This is a genomic window from Pedobacter frigiditerrae (assembly GCF_032678705.1).
Lineage (GTDB): Bacteria > Bacteroidota > Bacteroidia > Sphingobacteriales > Sphingobacteriaceae > Pedobacter > Pedobacter frigiditerrae_A.
Genome location: NZ_JAVTSS010000001.1, coordinates 1,695,358 through 1,715,129, shown reverse-complemented (window position 1 = coordinate 1,715,129; position 19,772 = coordinate 1,695,358). Strand labels below are relative to the sequence as shown.

At 37.1% G+C, this 19,772-nt stretch carries 17 protein-coding genes and 1 tRNA gene; 13 read left to right on the top strand and 5 right to left on the bottom strand.

Going from position 1 to position 19,772, the window contains the following annotated elements; translation table 11 throughout:
* Nucleotides 1–12: 12 nt before the first annotated feature.
* The 5 genes from rhaT (at nt 13) to R2Q59_RS06795 (ending at nt 7,929) form a co-directional block, all read left to right on the top strand.
* Nucleotides 13–1,107: an L-rhamnose/proton symporter RhaT gene (gene rhaT, locus R2Q59_RS06815; RefSeq protein WP_316784658.1), complete on the top strand. Its 1,095-nt coding sequence runs from the start codon at nt 13–15 to the stop codon at nt 1,105–1,107.
* 21 nt (nt 1,108–1,128) lie between these two features.
* Complete coding sequence (locus R2Q59_RS06810) at nt 1,129–3,249, top strand: bifunctional aldolase/short-chain dehydrogenase (RefSeq protein ID WP_316784657.1); 2,121 nt, start codon at nt 1,129–1,131, stop codon at nt 3,247–3,249.
* A 147-nt stretch (nt 3,250–3,396) separates the two neighbouring features.
* The gene (locus tag R2Q59_RS06805) at nt 3,397–4,680 is read left to right on the top strand and encodes a sugar isomerase (RefSeq protein WP_316767219.1); all 1,284 of its coding nucleotides are present in this window, start codon (nt 3,397–3,399) and stop codon (nt 4,678–4,680) included.
* Between the two features lie 10 nt (nt 4,681–4,690).
* Complete coding sequence (locus tag R2Q59_RS06800; RefSeq protein WP_316784655.1) at nt 4,691–6,070, top strand: FGGY-family carbohydrate kinase; 1,380 nt, start codon at nt 4,691–4,693, stop codon at nt 6,068–6,070.
* Nucleotides 6,071–6,897: 827 nt separating this feature from the next.
* Nucleotides 6,898–7,929: a GntR family transcriptional regulator gene (locus R2Q59_RS06795; protein WP_316767214.1), complete on the top strand. Its 1,032-nt coding sequence runs from the start codon at nt 6,898–6,900 to the stop codon at nt 7,927–7,929.
* A 224-nt stretch (nt 7,930–8,153) separates the two neighbouring features.
* On the opposite strand, the gene R2Q59_RS06790 is transcribed toward R2Q59_RS06795, so the two are convergent.
* Both R2Q59_RS06790 and R2Q59_RS06785 read right to left on the bottom strand, forming a co-directional pair.
* Nucleotides 8,154–8,546, bottom strand: coding sequence for a hypothetical protein (locus R2Q59_RS06790; RefSeq protein WP_316784652.1), 393 nt, complete (start codon nt 8,544–8,546; stop codon nt 8,154–8,156).
* 92 nt (nt 8,547–8,638) lie between these two features.
* The gene (locus tag R2Q59_RS06785; protein ID WP_316767210.1) at nt 8,639–9,043 is read right to left on the bottom strand and encodes a hypothetical protein; all 405 of its coding nucleotides are present in this window, start codon (nt 9,041–9,043) and stop codon (nt 8,639–8,641) included.
* A gap of 178 nt (nt 9,044–9,221) precedes the next feature.
* Between R2Q59_RS06785 and R2Q59_RS06780 the strand changes: the two genes are divergently transcribed.
* The 4 genes from R2Q59_RS06780 (at nt 9,222) to R2Q59_RS06765 (ending at nt 12,507) form a co-directional block, all read left to right on the top strand.
* A complete protein-coding gene (locus tag R2Q59_RS06780) occupies nt 9,222–10,382 on the top strand; it encodes a CHASE2 domain-containing protein (protein WP_316784650.1) in 1,161 nt (386 codons plus the stop codon).
* Complete coding sequence (locus R2Q59_RS06775; protein WP_316784648.1) at nt 10,375–11,238, top strand: hypothetical protein; 864 nt, start codon at nt 10,375–10,377, stop codon at nt 11,236–11,238. The genes R2Q59_RS06780 and R2Q59_RS06775 overlap by 8 nt, the downstream gene beginning before the upstream one ends.
* 135 nt (nt 11,239–11,373) lie before the next feature.
* Nucleotides 11,374–11,447 (top strand) — tRNA-Arg (locus R2Q59_RS06770).
* Between the two features lie 391 nt (nt 11,448–11,838).
* Nucleotides 11,839–12,507: a YceI family protein gene (locus tag R2Q59_RS06765; protein ID WP_316784646.1), complete on the top strand. Its 669-nt coding sequence runs from the start codon at nt 11,839–11,841 to the stop codon at nt 12,505–12,507.
* Between the two features lie 220 nt (nt 12,508–12,727).
* On the opposite strand, the gene R2Q59_RS06760 is transcribed toward R2Q59_RS06765, so the two are convergent.
* Nucleotides 12,728–13,540 carry an MOSC domain-containing protein gene (locus R2Q59_RS06760; protein WP_316784644.1) on the bottom strand — a complete coding sequence of 271 codons (813 nt, stop codon included), beginning with the start codon at nt 13,538–13,540 and terminating at the stop codon, nt 12,728–12,730.
* A gap of 169 nt (nt 13,541–13,709) precedes the next feature.
* On the opposite strand from R2Q59_RS06760, the gene R2Q59_RS06755 reads away from it, so the two are divergent.
* The 4 genes from R2Q59_RS06755 (at nt 13,710) to R2Q59_RS06740 (ending at nt 17,331) form a co-directional block, all read left to right on the top strand.
* Nucleotides 13,710–14,459 carry a glucose 1-dehydrogenase gene (locus R2Q59_RS06755; protein ID WP_316767173.1) on the top strand — a complete coding sequence of 250 codons (750 nt, stop codon included), beginning with the start codon at nt 13,710–13,712 and terminating at the stop codon, nt 14,457–14,459.
* Between the two features lie 70 nt (nt 14,460–14,529).
* On the top strand, nt 14,530–15,111 hold the full coding sequence (locus R2Q59_RS06750) for a TetR/AcrR family transcriptional regulator (protein ID WP_316784643.1): 582 nt from the start codon (nt 14,530–14,532) through the stop codon (nt 15,109–15,111).
* 150 nt (nt 15,112–15,261) lie between these two features.
* Nucleotides 15,262–16,452, top strand: coding sequence for a winged helix-turn-helix domain-containing protein (locus R2Q59_RS06745; RefSeq protein WP_316784641.1), 1,191 nt, complete (start codon nt 15,262–15,264; stop codon nt 16,450–16,452).
* A gap of 180 nt (nt 16,453–16,632) precedes the next feature.
* Nucleotides 16,633–17,331 carry a DUF1826 domain-containing protein gene (locus R2Q59_RS06740; protein WP_316784639.1) on the top strand — a complete coding sequence of 233 codons (699 nt, stop codon included), beginning with the start codon at nt 16,633–16,635 and terminating at the stop codon, nt 17,329–17,331.
* 31 nt (nt 17,332–17,362) lie between these two features.
* Here R2Q59_RS06740 and R2Q59_RS06735 read toward each other — a convergent pair whose 3' ends face one another.
* Nucleotides 17,363–17,794, bottom strand: coding sequence for a hypothetical protein (locus R2Q59_RS06735; RefSeq protein ID WP_316784638.1), 432 nt, complete (start codon nt 17,792–17,794; stop codon nt 17,363–17,365).
* Nucleotides 17,795–17,899: 105 nt separating this feature from the next.
* Nucleotides 17,900–19,762, bottom strand: coding sequence for an ATP-binding protein (locus R2Q59_RS06730; RefSeq protein ID WP_316784635.1), 1,863 nt, complete (start codon nt 19,760–19,762; stop codon nt 17,900–17,902).
* Nucleotides 19,763–19,772: the final 10 nt, after the last annotated feature.

Sequence of the window (19,772 nt, the reverse complement as noted above, 5' to 3'; positions counted from 1 at the left end):
TATAAATAATTTATGCAAGCAATTTTAGGTGTTTTCTTTCATTTTATCGGTGGCTTTGCCTCTGGTAGTTTTTACATTCCGTACAAAAAAGTTAAAGGCTGGTCGTGGGAAAGTTATTGGATAGTAGGTGGTATCTTTTCATGGTTAATTGTTCCACCATTGGCAGCTTATTTAACTGTTCCAGATTTTACAGACTTTTTAAGTAGCACAACTGGAAGCGTTTTATTGCTAACTTATTTCTTTGGTGTTTTATGGGGTATTGGAGGATTAACCTATGGATTAGGCGTTCGTTACCTTGGTGTTTCACTGGGTAGTTCTATTATTTTAGGACTTTGCATGGTGCTAGGTTCAATATTACCATCAATATATTTTGATGTTTTCCCAAAAGAAGGTAAAGACACTTTTACGATGTTTTTGACAACGGATTGGGGTCAGATGGTACTATTAGGATTGGTAGTTTGTGTGATAGGAATTATCATTTGCGGTAAAGCCGGAATGATGAAAGAAAAACAGTTAAAAACAGCTGTTACCGATCCTCATGGTTTAGAAGTTAAAACTGAATATAAATTCGGATTAGGTTTATTTGTAGGTATCGTTTCAGGTGTATTAAGTGCTTGTTTCAATTTTGGTATCGAAGCTGGAAAGCCAATTTCTGATGCCGTAAATACGGTTTGGAAAGCAGCTAATCCTACTGAAACCACTAATTTCCTTTATTCAAATAACGTTACTTATATCGTTATCCTTTGGGGTGGTTTAACAACCAACTTTATTTGGTGTATGATTTTAAATGCTAGAAATAAAACTTTTGGAGATTATACCAATGCAAAAACTCCATTGTTAAAAAATTATATCTTTTCAGCATTAGCTGGAACAACATGGTTCTTACAATTCTTCTTTTATGGCATGGGCGAGAGCAAAATGGGTAATGGTGCAAGTTCTTGGATTTTGCACATGGCGTTCATCATTTTAATTGCAAACGCTTGGGGGCTAATTTTAAAAGAATGGAAAGGTGTGTCAAAAGGTACATTAATTACAATTATAGTAGGTATAGCTACGATTATCTTATCTGTATTAATTGTAGGTTACGGAAATTCAATTAAGGTTTAAAAAAATAAAAATTATATAAAAATGTCAATCGATACAAAGAGTTATAAATACGTAAGTTATTTATGGGATGATGCTGAGGCTGCAAAACTAGCAGGTGATGAAGTTGCCTTATTAATTTATCGTTCTAATTTATTAGGTGCAGATTTACGCTTAACCAATTACGGTGGTGGTAATACTTCTTGCAAGTTGCAAGAAAAAGACCCATTAACTGGTTTAGAAACCGAAGTAATGTGGGTTAAGGGTTCTGGTGGCGATTTAGGTACTTTGAAAAAAAGTGGCTTAGCGGCACTTTACGTTGATAGATTAAGAAGTCTTAAAAATATTTATCGTGGTGTAGAACACGAAGATGAAATGGTTGAATTATTTAACCACTGTATTTTCGATTTAAGTTCTAAAGCACCTTCAATTGATACGCCACTACATGGGTTCTTGCCTTTTGCGCATATCGACCACTTACACCCAGATGCAGCTATTGCAATTGCAGCAGCTAAAGATGGTAAGGCAATTACGGAAAAGCTTTTCAATGGTACAATTGGTTGGGTTGAATGGAAAAAACCAGGCTTTGAATTAGGTCTATCTCTAAAGAAATGTTTAGATGAAAATCCAGGCATTAGAGGTATCATGTTAGGTTCTCATGGTCTATTCACTTGGGGTGATACAGCTTACGAAAGTTATATCAATACTTTAGATGTAATTGAGATTTGCTCAGAATACCTAAATGAGAATTACGGTAAAAAAGGTCCAGTTTTCGGAGGACAAAAAATAGAAAGTGCCGCTGAAGATTTACGTAAAAAACAAGCAGCTGCTTTAGCACCAGTTTTACGTGGTTTATGTTCTTCGAAACAACACATGATCGGTCACTTTACTGATGATGCTAGGGTATTGGAATTCATTAACTCGAATGACTTAAGTCGCTTAGCACCAATGGGTACTAGTTGCCCAGACCACTTCTTACGTACAAAGATAAGTCCGTTGGTTTTAGATTTAGCTAGCGATGCAGATTTATCTGATGTTGCTGCTTTAAAAGCAAGTTTAACACCAGCTTTTGAAGCTTACAGACAAATGTATACGGATTATTACGAGACCTGTAAACATCCAAATAGCCCTGCTATTCGCGATACCAATCCTGTAGTAATTTTATATCCAGGTATTGGCATGTTTACTTTTTCTAAAGATAAACAAACAGCAAGGGTAGCTGCAGAATTCTATACCAATGCCATTAACGTAATGAAGGGTGCTGAAGCAATTTCTGAGTACACCTCATTGCCACATCAAGAAGCATTTAACATCGAATATTGGTTGTTAGAGGAAGCTAAATTACAACGTATGCCTAAGCCGAAACCGTTAACAGGTAAAATAGCCTTAATTACGGGTAGTGCAGGCGGAATTGGAAAAGCAATTGCTAAAAAGTTCGTTGCAGAAGGCGGTGTTGTTATTTTAAATGACATGAACGCAGAGCGATTGGAAGAAGCAGGAGCAGAGTTCTTAAAATTATATGGTAAAGATGCTTACAGCACAGCGGTTTTAAACGTAACTAGCGCTGATGATATCAATACAGCTTTCGATTCAGCAGCTTTAGCTTTCGGTGGAATTGATATTGTAATCAATAATGCAGGTTTATCAATCTCTAAATCAATTGCTGATCACGGCGAAAAAGATTGGGATTTATTGTATGATGTATTGGTGAAAGGACAATTCTTTGTTACTCAAGCTGCTACAGCAACAATGAAAAAACAAGATATTGGTGGCGACATCATTAACATTGTAAGTAAAAATGCTTTAGTAAGCGGACCAAATAATGCAGGTTACGGCAGTGCAAAAGCAGCTCAATTACATTTAAGTAGGTTAAATGCGGCAGAATTAGGTGCGGATAATATCCGTGTAAATGTGGTAAATCCAGATGCTGTAATTAGCGATAGTAATATTTGGGCAGGTGGCTGGGCAGAAGGTAGAGCAAAAGCATACGGCATTACCGTTGCAGAATTGCCTGCTTATTATGCAAAACGTACCTTGTTAAATCAAATTATATTACCAGATGATATTGCAAATGCTTGTTTTGTATTTGTAGGTGGCTTGCTAAGTAAATCTACAGGAAACATGTTAAATGTTGATGGTGGCGTAGCAATGGCATTCGCTAGATAAATTTCCAGTCCGTCATTTCGAACGAGGTACGAGGAGAAATCTCTAAGTTTGTTACCACATACCAGTGGTGAAATTAACAGATTTCTCGTCGCTTCGCTCTGTCGAAATGACGATATTTTTTAAAAACCTAATAACCAAACCGTACTCATGAACATTGAGAAAAATCAAATAGAACAACACAACGACGCTCTTTCAAGCACTCATCAACAAAGATTTAATAACTTAAAAAGTGAGTGGTCACATATCGATATTGAAGCAATCCTTAAAAAACTAGTAGATTTTCAGATTGCTATCCCTAGTTGGGCTTTAGGAACTGGAGGTACACGTTTCGGACGTTTTGCAACTGGTGGTGGTGAGCCAACAAATTTGGAACAGAAGATTGAAGATGTAGGTTTATTGCATGCTTTAAATAACTCAAGTGGTGCAATTTCTTTACACATTCCATGGGATATCCCTCAAAACCCTGAGCAAATTAAAAGTTTGGCAGCTGGCTACGGATTAAAATTCGATGCAGTAAACTCAAACACATTCCAAGACCAACCAGGTTCTCCAGTAAGTTATAAATTTGGTTCGTTGCAACATGTAGATAAAGCAGTTCGCAAGCAAGCAATTGAACATAACATCGAAGTAATTAAACAAGGTGTTGCATTAGGTTCACAGTCTTTAACCGTTTGGTTAGCAGATGGTTCTTGCTTTCCTGGTCAATTAAACTTCAGACAAGCTTTTGAGAACACTTTAAGCAGTTTGCAAGAAATTTATGCAGCATTACCATCAGATTGGAAAATGTTTGTAGAGTATAAAGCTTATGAACCTAACTTCTATTCAACAACTGTTGGAGATTGGGGTCAATCGTTATTATATGCTAACAAATTAGGCGATAAAGCTTATACCTTGGTAGATTTAGGTCACCATTTACCAAATGCAAATATTGAGCAAATTGTTTCTTTATTGTTAATGGAAGGTAAGTTAGGCGGTTTCCACTTTAACGATTCTAAATATGGTGATGATGATTTAACCACTGGAAGTATCAAACCTTATCAATTGTTCTTAATCTTTAATGAATTGGTTGAAGGTATGGATGCAAAAGGTATGGACCACGCAACTGGCTTAGGCTGGATGATTGACGCCTCTCACAATGTGAAAGATCCTCTAGAAGACTTATTACAATCAATTGAAGCCATCATGATTGCTTATGCACAAGCATTATTGGTTGATAGAAAAGCCTTGGTAGCTGCACAACAAAACAACGATGTGGTTGCTTGTCAGGAGATTTTACAACACACCTTCCGTAGCGATTTAAGAGCATTAGTAGCTGAAGCAAGATTAAGAGCAGGTGCAGCCTTGTCTCCATTAAATTTATATCGTAGTTTAGGGTGTAGAAAAACATTAATCCAGCAACGCGGACAAAATACCGTAGCTACAGGTTTATAAGAAAAATAACATGTCTAAACCCGTAATAGCAATCTTTGATGTCGGAAAAACCAATAAAAAGTTATTCCTGATTGATGAAGAGTATAACATTGTTTTCGAAAGAGCGGCTCGTTTTATAGAAACAGAAGATGAAGATGGCGAGCCTTGTGAAAACTTGGATAGCCTGATATCTTCAGTTCATGATTCTTTGGCGCAAGTGATGCAAATGAATGAGTTTGAAATTAAAGCGATTAATTTCTCTACTTATGGAGCAAGTTTTGTTTACTTGGATGAAAATGGAGAACCATTAACACCACTTTACAATTACTTAAAAGCTTATCCAGAAGATTTGCAACAAGAATTTTATGCCAAATATGGAGGTGAAGAAAAGGTTTCCCTAGAAACCGCTTCTCCTGTTTTAGGTAGCTTAAATTCTGGCTTACAGCTGTATCGCATTAAAAAAGAGCGACCAGAATTATACAATAAAATAAAATACGCCCTTCACCTGCCACAGTATTTAAGTTATTTAATTACAAATAAAGCAGTTGCTGATATTACTAGCATCGGTTGCCATACCCACTTGTGGGATTTTAGCAAAAACCAATATCACCAATGGGTAATTGATGAGGGTTTAGTTGAGAAGTTTGGCGAATTTACACCTGGAGATACAAGCTCCATAACCGAATATAAAGGTGAGAAATTTAACGTAGGGGTAGGGCTTCACGATAGTTCTGCTGCCTTAATTCCTTATTTAGCTAACTTTGATACGCCATTTGTATTGCTTTCTACTGGAACTTGGTGTATTGCTTTAAATCCTTTTAATCAAGAGCCATTAACTGCCGAACAATTAAAAAAGGATTGTTTGTGTTACATGCACTTTAAGGGGAAGGCAGTAAAAGCATCAAGGATTTTTGCAGGAAACGAACATGAGCAACAGTTAAAAAGAATTGCAGAGCATTATGACAGGGCTGCTTATCTTTTTAAGCACCTGAAATTTAATCCAGGTTTGTTCTTGAAGCTAAGCACCAAGTTGCCTGAAAATGCCAACCCACAAACAGAGTTCGCAGCAGTTTCCGCATTTGTTGCTAGGGATTTAAGTTTGTTTAAAACCGCAGAAGAAGCTTATCACCAGTTGATTTTTGATTTAGTGAAACAGCAAACCTATTCATTGAAGTTGATTTTAAATGAAGGGGTAAAAAGGATTTTTGTGGATGGTGGTTTTGGTAAGAATGCTATTTACATGCACTTATTGTCAATCGCATTCCCTCATATAGAAGTTTATGCTTCATCGGTTTCGCAAGCAACAGCAATTGGTACAGCATTAGCCATTAACGATGTGTGGAACACTAATCCAGTACCAACAGACATTATTCAATTGAAATATTATTCGGCCATACAGCGAACGTTGTAAGGTATAAACTTTTCGTCATTGCGAGCTGAAGCAAGGGTGTTTAGAAATGGGGAGCGAAGCAATCTCCCTGTTATTGGAACTGACTATAATGCAATCATACCTGTTAAAATAATCCCCAAAAGGAGCAAAAGCTAATTTTGTTCCTTTTGGGGTTCCATAAAACTATTAAGGCTGAAGCAAGTGATTTCTTTATTAGAAAAGCATCTTCAGTGGTTCTTAGGATAATTGAGCCCTTCTTTTCATTCCAAGTCCCGATGAAACCTGTGAAACAAGCAAGCACACAATTAAAAACAATGGATAATTGAGCTTAAATCGGGAGCTTTCCATTTCTCCCGATAGCTATCGGGAAAGGTTTATATAATAAAGTTAGGAGTTCTTGGGATGTGGTAATGCCTTAACATCATCTCTATGAAGGTTGGCTAAAGCAGAACCGAATGAATAGATTAAGGATTTCATTGCCGTTGGCTTTAGCCAACGGATAATAAAAAAATAAATTTAGGCTTTAGGCCACATTCTTTAACCGATATGCAACCTTAAATAGTAGCAAAAGCCTGCATTAAATAAACCTGCCTACCGCAGGCAGGCGGGATAGTAGCGAAAATCCTTTTTGTTTTTAGCCGTAGTGAAGCGAAGGCACAAAAAGATTGCAGCGTATGAGCCCGACTACAGTTAAAAAGAGCCGCTGTTCCTGATTTTCATATAACCTCAAAACAAAGCAGATTGCCACGGGCTATGAAAAATCGACCTCGCAATGACGGAGCAGGCTTTCTCAATGACGAAGTCTTTAAATCCTAAAATTTACTTACCTTAGGGAAAATATAAATACTTTGAAACCAGAAGATTTAATAGCACATATCAGCGTTGATGAGTACTCATCGACACCTAAATATAAGCAGTTAACCAACGCCATCTTATCTGCTATAGCAAGTGGTAAGTTAAAGAAAAACAGCCTTTTACCTTCTATTAACGAGCTAAGTTTCCAATTAGAAATTTCTAGGGATACCGCAGAAAAGGGCTACAGGCACTTGCGTAAATTAGGTGTGGTAGAATCTGTTCCTGGTAAGGGTTATTTTATAGTGAATACGGATTTTGCCAGAACATTAAAGATTTGTTTATTGTTCAACAAACTTTCTACACACAAAAAAATCATATACGATTCATTTACAAAAGCAATTGGGGAGCAAGCGGTAATCGATTTTTACATTTACAACAATGACTTCGCCCTGTTTAAAAAATTGCTGATTAGTAAAAAGAGCGACTATTCTCATTTTGTCATTATTCCACACTTTAATGAGGGAGGAGATAATGCACCAGATATCATTAATACTATCCCAAAAGAGAAATTAATTATCCTTGATAAGTTATTGCCGGGTATTACAGGAGAATATGGTGCAGTGTACGAAAACTTTTCTCAAGATATTTATGCGGCATTAGAGCAAGCCTTAAGTAAATTATCTAATTATCATACCTTAAAAATCATTTTCCCTAAAGACAGTTATTTCCCAAAAGAAATTTTAACAGGCTTTTATAGGTTTTGTCAGCAGTATGCCTTTAACCACAAGGTGATTCATAATATTAAGGAAGAAGAAATTAATGTGGGCGAAGTGTACATTAACCTAATGGAAGACGATCTGGTGATTTTAATTGAAAGATTAATCGCCCTACAACTAAAAATAGGGAAGGATGTGGGCGTGATTTCTTATAACGAAACGCCATTAAAACGCATTATACTGGATGGTGTAACTACCATCTCTACAGATTTTAAACAATTAGGTGAACAAGCCGCAAACTTGATATTAGAAAACAAGACAGATAAGATAGAGGTTCCATTTTATTTGAATTTGAGGAATTCTTTGTAAGCCATGGTAAAGCCGCAGATTCGCAGATTATCGTTTTCGGCTAGAAATATGCGTTTCGTCATTGCCAGCTCGACCGGCAATCGTAATGCGTTCGCTAGGTAAATAAGAATGCAATACGGTTTAAAATGCCTAATCGAATGGGCACATCCCGCACAATGAAGATATATAGTAATAAAAAAATCCAACCAATGGGGCGGGTACTTATCATGTTTAGAGCAAATTGTTTATTTCAGCGTATAATTCCAAATAGTCCTGCAATCGCCACTGGCTGTCCATTCCCTAGTACCACCTGCACTTACTAAATATACTGAACTATATCCATCGGTTGTAGTGACTGTAGCATTACCCCAAGGACTAATTGTACCTTTATAATATCCATCAACATATACTCTGATGTAAAGTCCAGTGTAATTATCAAATTTTATGGTACAACCACCTCTGGCTTTTGCAATAGGAACATCAACAGCAGGAATGTCGCTTTTAATCTTTGGATTTGCACCTCTTGATTTTACAACCGCTGTAGATTGTATCTCAACTTTCTTTATTTGCTGACCAAAAACATTAGCTCCTAAAAGCATCATGATAACAGTTAACCAGATTTGTAAGTTATTCTTCATGGTTTTAATTTAAAAATAATCTCCCAATAATTTAACAATAAAAAAGTCCCAACCATTAGGCGGGGACTTCTTTATGTTGAGAGCGAACTCGTTTATTTCAACGTGTAAACGTATGATGTTCTACAATCTCCACTTGCATTCCACTCTCTAGTACCACCCGCACTTACGCAGTAAATAGTAGTATAACCATCACCAACAGTAACTGTTCCAGCACTCCAAGGACTTACAGTACCTTTGTAGTAACCATCAACGTAAACTTTTACATAAAGTCCAGTGTAGTTGTCAAATTTAACGCTACAAGCAGCACCACGAGATTTAACTACTGGTTTAGCATCAGAAGCTTGCGCATCTACTTTAATTTTAGGGTTCGCACCTCTAGATTTAACAGCTGCTGTAGATTTAACTTCTACTGTCTTTTGAGCAAACGCACTGGTTGATGAGAATGCTACTGCCATAAATGCGATCATTGCGCATACAATTAAGTTTTTTGTTTTCATTTTTTTGTTCTTTAAAGTTTAGCTAAAACTACAGCCTATTTTCACCAAAAAAAATACCCACTTCTAGGTATTTTTGTAGGATTATTAATAAGTATTTTAGCTTTAAAATTTACCCATAAAAGCATAAAATCCTATCTTGCGGCACAATCTATTTTAATAGCCTTCAAATTGCAACAACATGTTTAAATACCTTTTTAAAAGAGACACTTTATTTGCCACTATCGCCGTATTTATAGTGATGGGCTTTTTCTCTTTTATTCCTATCAATACCCATTTCTTGGATCCTATTCATTTGGCGCTGAGCGATTTCGATTATAATGATTTAGCCTATGCTAAAATGCATAAAAACGAAAATACGCCAACAGATACCAATATCGTGATTGTTAATGTTGGCCAAGGTAATAGACAAGACATAGCGGCAATGATTGTTGCTGTTGATGCACAAAACCCAAAGGCAATAGGCGTTGATATCTTGTTTAATGACAAAAAGGATGCAGTTGGAGATAGTCTATTATCAAAGCTGTTTAGCAACAATAAAAAATTAATAGGCGCCTATAATATCAATGCACAAGGTGGAAGAGGATATTTCTATAAACAAAGTGCAAATAAAGGTTTTGCCAATTTTGTTGGTCAGGAGGAAGGAGTAATTAGGCATTTTACGCCTGTTGATAAAAAAGAACAAGTGCCTGCATTTGCTGTTGCTGTATTAAAAGTTGCAGATCCTAATAACTATAAAGGAATCTTAAAACGCAAAAGCACCACAGAAATCATTAATTACAAACGCAAAGCGGATAAATACTTAATTATTGATGGAATGGATTTAATTGCTGGCAAAGCAGTTCCAAGTGTGTTCGCTCATAAGATTGTGTTGTTGGGTTATGTTTCTAACAGTGTAAATGATGTAGAGGATAAACACTTTACACCAATGAACGAGAAATATACTGGTAGAGCATTGCCGGATATGAATGGTGTCTTTATACACGCTAATATCATCGGTATGGTGCAAGATCAGGACTATATACATAGGATGCCAGCTTGGTTGATGTGGAGCATAGCCTTTTTGCTTTGCTGGTTGCACATGTCATTATTTATTAAGGATTATTTAGACAACCATATTTGGTTTCATTTGTTAGCTAAAATAGCGCAAATCATCTCGGCGGTGTTTTTTGTGTATATTGGATTGTTGTTCTTCCATCAGTTTGATACGCAGATGAACATGACCGCTACATTAGCTGCTATTATTTTAGCGGTAGATGTATTGTACTTCTACGAGGCATTTGCTACTTGGTTACATAAGAAAAAAGGATATAAAACCATTTTTACGCACAAACATGATTAGTAAAATTTTTAGGCTTTTGCCCATCTTATTGATTTGTTTCAGTTTGCAATCACTTGCAGACGATCCTGCTTATGTTGTTTTTTATAACAGTGGCAAGGCAGCTAAAATAGTTTTAGGTAAAGCCGTTATCCTTAAAAAGGGCGACCAGCTTTATAAAACAGACCAGATTTCTATTCCAGATCAAACACAATTGGCTTTGGTTTGTGCAAACTTCTCTGTGGTTCAGTTAAAAACCAAGATGAGTAAATCAGTAAACGATTTACCTTCTTGTGCCAAACAAAGTACATCAGCTTCTACAGCTTATTTTAAATACATCTGGAACTCTTTTGCGCATAAACACATAACGCCAGATAAAGACCCAAGGTCTTATATGAAAACTTATGGTGCAGTAAGTAGGGGCAATAGCTTTTCGAAATTATATATCGACACGATTTATTACAATAATGGTCCATTAAAACTCTATTGGAAACAAGGTAGAATAGCCGAGGTTGAAGTTTACAATGCCGCACAAGATGGTGATGTGATTTTTAAGAGCAAGGCCGCTAAATACGCTAAGCTTGATTCTATTGCCTTAAAGCTAAAAAAACCAGGTAAGTATTATTGGGACTTCAAAGGTGAGCAAAGTGCGAATAAAAAAGTGTTTATCTTTTTAAATACTGTTGCTTATCAGAAATTGCGTAATAAAGTGTTGGCTAATGTAATTACTACAAGCCCTGCAGAAACTGCCTATTTAAAAGCATTCATGCTAGAAGAGAATCATTTGTTAACTGATGCTGCTTATTATTACAAACTGGCTACGCAACTGGCGCCACGTAACGAAGCTTATGCTGCTAGTTATGCTAAATTTCTTCCTTAATTGACTATAAATCAATATCAATAGCTTTTTAGGCTAGTTAAATGACTGATAATTTTAAAAATATTTGAAAATTATCCTTCAGAAATTATATCTTTGCACCATTAAATAGAATGATTTATCGTTTTGTTTAATTATGCATCCATAGCTCAGCTGGATAGAGCACCGGTTTTCTAAACCGTAGGTCATAGGTTCGAATCCTATTGGGTGTACAAAAAGCCTGGTGCGTAAGTGCTAGGCTTTTTTGTTTCTAATGCTTCGACTCCTGCACTGGGTAAAATTAGAGCTTTTTGAAATTTGCTAAAGGTTTGTGATATCTCACAGATTTGGAAGTGTCCATGGCAAACAAAAACAGTATTGAGACGCATTATACAAAAAGGTGCTTAGTATGTGCTTCATGTATGCTTCACGTATGAAACTGGTAACCATGAAATAACCCGCTTTTTATTACCCATCCCAGCCCAAGGTATTTAATAAAGAACCATCATAATTTCTATACAGACATTTATTATCATAGATCAATGGAGAGATAAAATTTGGGCACTACTTTTGAAGCTTAAAAGGTTCAAGAAATCAACCTGATTATTAATAAAATTTTAAGCTATGAGAAAATTATTTTTTGCGCTACCGGCGCTACTTTTACTCGCATCTTGCGGAGGCTCTTCAACTGATAGTGCGAAAACAACTACGGAGCAAACAGCTGCAGCACAAAAAGGTGAGACCTTAACACTAGACACTACTGGTACTTCAGTTGATTGGAAAGCTACCCACAAAGGTGGTCTAGCTCCACGATGGGGAAAAATTACCCTCAATTCAGGTTCTATCTCAGTTGATAAGGATTCATTAACTGGTGGAGAGTTTATCGTTAACTTAGGTTCGCTAAAGGTAGATCCAGCTTCTGTTACTGAAAAAGATAAAAAAGTGAGTGATTTGGAAGGACATTTGAAAAGCCCTGATTTTTTCGATGTAGCTAAATATCCTACTGCAAAGTTCGTGATTACCAAAGTTGAACCGTTTACAGGCGCTCAAACATCCAACTTGTTAGCTGACCCTAACTATTTGATTAGTGGAAACCTGACCCTGAAAGACAGTACTTTGAACATCACATTTCCAGCCAAAGTAGAAGTTTCTGCTACGGGTGTTAGTGCAACTGCTAAGTTTGTAATTGATAGAAGTGCCTGGGGAATTAATTATAAAGCCGAGGGAAGTCCTGAAAACTGGATGATATCAAAAGACGTAGAAATTGGTTTGAACCTTAAGGCTAAAAAATAAAGTACCCTTGTAAGAACAAGTAATTCTAAGATAAAAAGGCGGTGGTGAGCGTAACAGGAATTATATACTGGTCTTACAATAAAATGACCACTCTATAAGTACAATGCTAATATATTTGCTCCCGAGAGCGTTAATTTAGATAAGCGGTAGCTGGAACTCGTTTCTAGGTGTCGCTTTCTTTTTTTACGTTTAGCTTGTTAAAAACTAAAAATAGATTTAACTATCTTCTTTTAATAATCTTCATCTCATCTCCAATGCGTAATAAGCCTTGGTTAGTATGCATTATATTTTGTCCGAATAGTATTTTTTGACCAAAATTCCTGTAGGTAGCCAATGTTTTTAATGGCTCTTGACCTTTTTCTCCTGTCTGTTGATTTACGGTGATCAGCACACATCGGGTACAAGGTTTGGCGCTATAGAATTGAACTTCACCAATAGAAAATTCAGTTAGCTCATCTTCAAGGTGTGCATCACCACCAGTAAAGACGAGGTTAGGGCGAAAACGATCCATGCCAATTTGATGCGCTAACTTTGTATTCAATAGGTCTAATGAAGATTCTCCGATGATAAGGTTAGGGTAGGCGTCTGCAAAACCCACGGTTGCTTCATGCAAGGCATATCTCCGATCAACTATACGTTTTTCTGTTTGTAGCATTTTTACTAGTTTGACATCCATTTGTAGGAAGATCGAAAACCATTGGCTTACCTCGGTATTAACTTCAAAAGCTGTGCAATGATCATCCCATACAGTTACTGCGATGGGCAAATCTAGGTGTTCGGCTATCGGAAAAGAAATGTTTTGATCTGGGTGGTGTTTATGTTGCACAGTAACTGTGGTAGCAGTCATACTTGTTTGAAGGAGCGCAAGCTGGTGGTGTTTTCGTTGAGTAATGAAAGTGCCTTCTTGATCAATCAGCATCCATTCTCGGTCATGTTCAAGTCCACGAGTACTGATATTGCCCTGCTGAAGCGCAATGCCCCCCAGTGATTTGATTGGGTAGACGAATAGCTGTGAAAGGTAAAGTTTCTCCATTTTTAAAGATAAACAAGATTTGGTAGAAATAGCTTGAGTACATTCACACAAATAATTTAATGCTCATTTGTCATCCAAAAATAATAAGAAATAATAACGGAACAATCGTTCCGAATTAGATTATATATTTGTGGAACGATTATTCCAATAAGGGAATGAAGAATGTAATATGAAAAAATTAGAAAATAAAATAGCCGTAATTACAGGCGCATCAAAAGGTATTGGTGCAGGTATCGCTAAAAGTCTTGCAGCAGCAGGAGCAAGTGTAGTTGTAAATTATGCTTCGGCAAAAGCTGGTGCAGATCAGGTTGTTGAAGAAATTACTGCAGCAGGTGGCAAAGCAATCGCCATTCAGGGTAACGTAAGCAATGCAACAGATCTAGCCAAATTATTTGATGAGACCAATACGACTTTCGGTCCGGTTGATATCTTGGTAAATAATGCAGGAGTTTATCAATTTGGTGCCATCGAAGAAATTACGGCAGAAGACTTCCATCGACAGTTTGACACCAATGTACTTGGTTTGTTGTTAAGCACACAAGGCGCATTGAAACATTTCAATACAGCTGGTGGTAGCATCATTAACATTGGATCGGCTGTAACCGCCATTACACCTGTACAAAGTTCAATTTATACCGCAACCAAAGGTGCAGTTGATTCGATTACGCAAGTATTGGCTAAAGAACTAGGTACAAAAAATATCCGTGTAAACTCCATCAATCCAGGTATGGTAGAAACTGAAGGTACACATACTGCTGGTTTTATTGGTAGCGATTTTCAAAAAGAAGCCATTGCATCAACGCCTCTTGGTCGTGGTGGTAACCCAGATGATATTGCTGATATCGCAGTGTTTTTGGCATCGGAAGATGCTCGTTGGTTAACTGGAGAAATCCTGATTGCAAGTGGTGGTGTAAGGTAAATGCCTTTCATTTACAAGAATTAATTTAAAATGAATAGCTTTGCTTTATTAAGCAAAGCTATTTCTGGTTATGGCAAGAACGAAAGATTTTGATGAGAATGAGGTGCTGACCAAGGCAATCCAACTTTTTTGGCACAAGGGCTACAATGCTACGTCTATGCAAGATTTGGTAGATGCACTGGGCATTAGTCGCTCCAGTTTGTACGACACCTACAGTGATAAACACACGCTATTTCTAAAAGCATTAGAAAGCTACCAGTTAGCTGGAAATGCAAAAATTAATGAAATTATAAATCAATCTACTTCTGCAAAGGAAACGGTGATTAAATTGATGGAATTGGCCACTAATGATTTAGTAGGTGATAAACAGCAGAAAGGTTGTTTCCTGGTTAATGCTGAAGTAGAAGTAGCGCCACATGATCAACAAGTAAGCAAACTGGTTTGCCAAAACGAACGACAAATGGAAAGCGCTTTTTTTCAAGTAATTAAAAAAGGGCAGGAGCGTGGAGAAATTAAAAATACACAAGATGCGTTGATACTGGCTAAGTTTATTTTCAATGCGATGAAAGGTATGCAGGTTACAGCAAAAACGAGCGCAGATGCTACTAGTTTTGGGAATATTATTAGGTTGACGGTAGCTGTGTTGGATTAATTAGTTTTAAATCATCTATAAATACCCATCTTTCTGTCTAAGAAATATCATTGAGAGTTGCAATCCCGCAAAATAGATAAGTGATATTTCGACCATATCTGGTCTAATGATACTATGTAAACCATCAGGTATTTTAATTAATTTAGGCTAATGGAACCACTTTTTCTTTCTAAATCTCAAGCTCGTAAAATTATCCTCGATGCTGCTGGACTTGCCAGAAGGGGGCAGTTTGGTCTTGGTATTGATGCGGTATATAAGTTTATCAACCACTTAGGCTTTGTACAGTTGGATACCAATTATGTGGTAGAGCGTGCGCACCATCATGTGTTGTTTGCAAGGGTTCCAGATTATGAAATAAACTGGCTTGCTGAACTTTGTGAAGATGGTCGTGTGTATGAATACCTGACTGCTGATGCTGGCTTTTTACCTATGGACGATTTCAGGTTTTCCCTTCCCATTAAAGAAGCTTTCGGCTTGAAGGATCGACCCGTGGATAAAAGGATGGAAAATCTAATGCAGGAAATTTTGGATCAAGTGGAAAGGGATGGCGCTGTGATGGTGGGGAATTTTGAGAACGACCGGGCTGAGGCTAGCACTGGATGGTGGGACTGGCGGCCTGCAAAGGTGGCACTGGAAAGATTGTATCTAGCCGGAAAACTGATGGTGAGCCGTGACCGGAAGTTTCATAGGCGATATGACCTGCCGTTGAACTTTGTTCCGCAAGATATAGATCAGACCATGCCGACTGCTGAGCAGTTTGCCAAGTTTACGATTAGTAGGACACTTGGTGCTTTGGGAATAGCTTCGGTAAAGGAAATAGCGTGGCGAGCAAGGAGGGTTAAGGGGAACCTAGTGAAACCTGAACTGGAAAAAATGGTGGCAAAGGTTGAGGTTGTTTCAGTTAACGTTGAAGGGATAAAGGGCCCTTTGTATATGATAGCAGGGCAGGATGTAGATATTGAAGTCTCAGGCGATGTTTTTATCCTTTCGCCATTTGATATACTGAATGTGTTCCGAAATAGGTTACGTGATTTTTTTGATTTTGATTACCAGATTGAGTGTTTTGTGCCAGCACCAAAACGTTTGTACGGTTATTTCTCCCTTCCAATACTTGCTGGTGATGTATTTATTGCCAGAATGGATTCTAAGGCCGACCGAAAGAATAAGGTATTATTAGTGCATAACATTCATTTCGAGGAAGTGGAGCTGAGTAGCGAAACAATCGATAAATTTATAGCAGCGCTGAAAGATTTTGTAGCTTTCAATCAGTGCTACGATATCAGGTTTGATAGGACAAATAAGAAGGAATATTTGAAAATTATTGTTAAGGGTTTTTCTTGAAAGATGTGCTAGTCTGCCGCAATCTTTGAACGGAAATGAACTTTTATCTATTGTTCTTTTCCCGCTTCAGCATATTAATACAGCAGGTATGTTACGCCTTTGAATACGCCAAAAAGGTATAAAATTAGATAAATCACTTGTCTCTTTTAAATGGATTGGCTACATTGTTCAACTCAAAATATGAATAGTAAATTTTCTGATAACAGCCAAGTTGGAATCGTTTCAACATTCGATGAATTAATAAATACGCGATTTGAAGGAGCAATGAACGCAATTTGCTGGCAGAGAAGTTTGATAGGAGATTTTAAAGAGATTGTAACTAAGCTTCAGTTAAAAGAAAATGTGACTGATGTTTCTATTGAAGATCTTTTAACCTTGACATTATCACCAGAAGGTAGTATGGCTAGGGATATTATCTTAAATGATTTTAATTTATTGACAGATTTGGGTGCATTGCCGACTCTTAATTTACTTAAACATTATGAGCGAGATGAAGAATTTGACTTCATTTCAACTGATGTTTATTCTTTTCACGTAGATCGTTCGCCTATTGCTGCTGATACCTTTTTATGCACCTATCATGGCGCTGCCAGTGATATTATACCTAATGATCAAGTTGAGCAGAAAGTGTTAATTCCTGAAATCCGCCAAAAACTTCAGGATTTATATAAGGGCCCAGCAGCAGGTTTTGAAAGATTTTTGAAAGAAAATTTCTTCGACTTGCATTATCAATCAAAACCCAATGCTGATTCACTAAATTTAGGGCAAGGTCATCTATGGAAATTGGCAGTAGATCATCCTGAGCAAAAGGTTTTACCTTGTGTTCATCGAGCACCTATGGAAAACGAAGGTGAATACAGGCTGCTTTTGATTTGTTGATGAATAAACTCAAGAGCTAGCCATTCTTAATCTAAACATTTTTCCTTCGCAATCGATCTGCTTTGATGGTTCCTCTAATACAATATTCACAAATACAGGGTTTTCGGTTGTGGCTATCTGGCATATAACGCCATCCTATATTTTGGGGTAGTAATTTTATTTTAGTGATCTCTTTTGCTTCAATTTTCCTATCAATAATAAGCTCGTAACCCAAAGGATCTTTAATTTCCATTATTTCTGCTATAGCTTTGCCCAATGTAATATGCTTGTGGTTTTGACCATATTTACCAGCATAAACCAATTCATCAGTGTTAATTTTGAAATACACACCTACTAAAGTTTTTATCCCTGTTGATTTAAGTTCTCTAAGCCATTGGTGAGTTACATAAAAATCTGGCAAGACAGGCATACAGTAAATTCCATGGCTATATTTACCAGGCTTTATTCCATTCTTAAGAATCATTTTAGTTTGTTTTTCGTCGGCGAAGTGGATGATCGTTGGCATAGCTTGCTAATGAACTTGCAAATTAAATTTATTTTTTAAATCGGCAAAATGAGGAAGAATTTGTTATCCAATGGGAATTGAGATCGTAAAAGTTGAGCCAAGACCTGGTTTGCTATCAAGCGTTATGTTGCCATTATGTCTTGCCATGATAGAATGGGCTAGGTACAATCCGATACCAAAACCGCTGAAATGATTTTCGGCCTTGCCTTCTACACGGTAAAAACGTTCGAAAATTTTATCATGCTCTTTTTGATCTATGCCTATTCCTTGGTCAGCAACACTGATTGAAACTTTTTCTTGTTCTTTTTGAAAAATGGCAATGTTAATGGGGCTATTTTCCTTTGAGTATTTGATGGCATTAGAAATTAGGTTAATTACTACCTGAGCAATTTTATCTCTGTCAATTTCGGCAAAGAAATCTCCATCCTGATAGAGTTCGATTTTTCTAGAAGGATTAGTCAGTGTAAAATCTTGTACCACTTCCTTAACAAGTTCATTGATATCTTCTTGTTTTTTCTTTAAATCTAGTCTAGCAGATTCGATTCTACTCAAATCGAGCATGTCAGAAACTAAGTTGGTGAGTTGCATAACCAGTCTATCAACACGATCAAGTGATTGAACAAACTTTTCTGGTTTGAAGGTGTCGCGAGTAATCTCACGTTGCATAAGTTGTATGTACCCTTTTATAGAGGTAACTGGCGTTTTAAGCTCATGACTCAGCATACTGATAAAATCCGCCTTGCGCTGTTCTTCATCTTTTAATTGCTGAATATCAGTAGTAGAACCAACCCACATAGAGATGTCTTCATTTTCATCGAGTATTGGCGAGGCGATGTTAAGGTGCCAAATGTACTTTCCATTGGTATCCTTAAAACGCATTTCCATAACGAGTGGTTTCTTCGTTTTTGCAGCTTCTTGTAACTTTTGTTGGAACTCATCAATTTCATCAGGATGCATCATTTTATGATAGCCAAAATCACGAAGTTCCTCAAAACCCATTCCTGCAAAATCTAGCCAGTGTTGGTTAAAAAAAGTGACTTCGCCAGAAGGTAATGCATTAGATATTTTTGAGGGTACAAGATCGGCCAAATGGCGAAAATGGCTTTCGCTTTCTTCAATCTTTTTTCTTGCAATAACTTGCTCTGTAACTTCGAATACAAAGTTGAATACACCATCTACCTTATCGTTAATATCAAACCTTGGCAGAAAATTAAAGGTAAAGTAACGGTCTACGGTTGGTCCGCCTTCATATTCTGATATGGGGACATGTAGTTCGTGCACTTCCCAAGGAACTCCTTGATTATAGGTGTCTTGCATGGCCTTAATTAGTGGCGCTCCCTTAAGTTCGGGTACAGCTTCTAATATGGGCCTGCCAAGAAGATTTCGACCAGGTAAAATAGACTGATAGGTGGGGTTGATGAGTTCGTAAGTAAGTTCTGGCCCAGACCATACACAGATTCCGGCAGGTGCTTTCAGGAAAAATTCGTTGAGCTTGTCACGCTCTTTTTCGATAATGGATTTAGCCTCAGCAACTTTTTGTCGTTCTATAACTTGTTTGGTATTTTCAAGAACCCATACCGCAATTTTTGAAATTCCTCCATTATTATTCTTAACAGGGGCATAAACAAAGGTAACAAAAATATTTTCTGGTTTTCCGTTACGAATAAGCATAAGCTCAACTTCATCGGCGTAATAGGCATTTCCAGTTTGAGCAACACTCTTAAGTGCATCTTCGTAGTAGATACGTGCTTCTGCAAAAGGTTCCCAATACCATTTACCGATAATTGCATCCTTTGGCTTACCTGCAATCTCCAAGAACTTTTCGTTGAGTAGTTCAGCCACAAAGGTTGTAGCATCAAGAATGCAAATGCCAATTGGTGCACTTTCTACTACTAGGTTAAGATTTGCATTGTCTTGAAACTCCATTTATTGTATT

Bases quoted from the DNA above. Each gene is read 5' to 3' on its own strand.
- rhaT (WP_316784658.1), top strand. From the start codon at position 13: ATGCAAGCAATTTTAGGTGTTTTCTTTCATTTTATCGGTGGCTTTGCC.
- R2Q59_RS06810 (WP_316784657.1), top strand. From the start codon at position 1,129: ATGTCAATCGATACAAAGAGTTATAAATACGTAAGTTATTTATGGGAT.
- R2Q59_RS06805 (WP_316767219.1), top strand. From the start codon at position 3,397: ATGAACATTGAGAAAAATCAAATAGAACAACACAACGACGCTCTTTCA.
- R2Q59_RS06800 (WP_316784655.1), top strand. From the start codon at position 4,691: ATGTCTAAACCCGTAATAGCAATCTTTGATGTCGGAAAAACCAATAAA.
- R2Q59_RS06790 (WP_316784652.1), bottom strand. From the start codon at position 8,546: ATGAAGAATAACTTACAAATCTGGTTAACTGTTATCATGATGCTTTTA.
- R2Q59_RS06785 (WP_316767210.1), bottom strand. From the start codon at position 9,043: ATGAAAACAAAAAACTTAATTGTATGCGCAATGATCGCATTTATGGCA.
- R2Q59_RS06780 (WP_316784650.1), top strand. From the start codon at position 9,222: ATGTTTAAATACCTTTTTAAAAGAGACACTTTATTTGCCACTATCGCC.
- R2Q59_RS06775 (WP_316784648.1), top strand. From the start codon at position 10,375: ATGATTAGTAAAATTTTTAGGCTTTTGCCCATCTTATTGATTTGTTTC.
- R2Q59_RS06765 (WP_316784646.1), top strand. From the start codon at position 11,839: ATGAGAAAATTATTTTTTGCGCTACCGGCGCTACTTTTACTCGCATCT.
- R2Q59_RS06760 (WP_316784644.1), bottom strand. From the start codon at position 13,540: ATGGAGAAACTTTACCTTTCACAGCTATTCGTCTACCCAATCAAATCA.
- R2Q59_RS06755 (WP_316767173.1), top strand. From the start codon at position 13,710: ATGAAAAAATTAGAAAATAAAATAGCCGTAATTACAGGCGCATCAAAA.
- R2Q59_RS06750 (WP_316784643.1), top strand. From the start codon at position 14,530: ATGGCAAGAACGAAAGATTTTGATGAGAATGAGGTGCTGACCAAGGCA.
- R2Q59_RS06745 (WP_316784641.1), top strand. From the start codon at position 15,262: ATGGAACCACTTTTTCTTTCTAAATCTCAAGCTCGTAAAATTATCCTC.
- R2Q59_RS06740 (WP_316784639.1), top strand. From the start codon at position 16,633: ATGAATAGTAAATTTTCTGATAACAGCCAAGTTGGAATCGTTTCAACA.
- R2Q59_RS06735 (WP_316784638.1), bottom strand. From the start codon at position 17,794: ATGATTCTTAAGAATGGAATAAAGCCTGGTAAATATAGCCATGGAATT.
- R2Q59_RS06730 (WP_316784635.1), bottom strand. From the start codon at position 19,762: ATGGAGTTTCAAGACAATGCAAATCTTAACCTAGTAGTAGAAAGTGCA.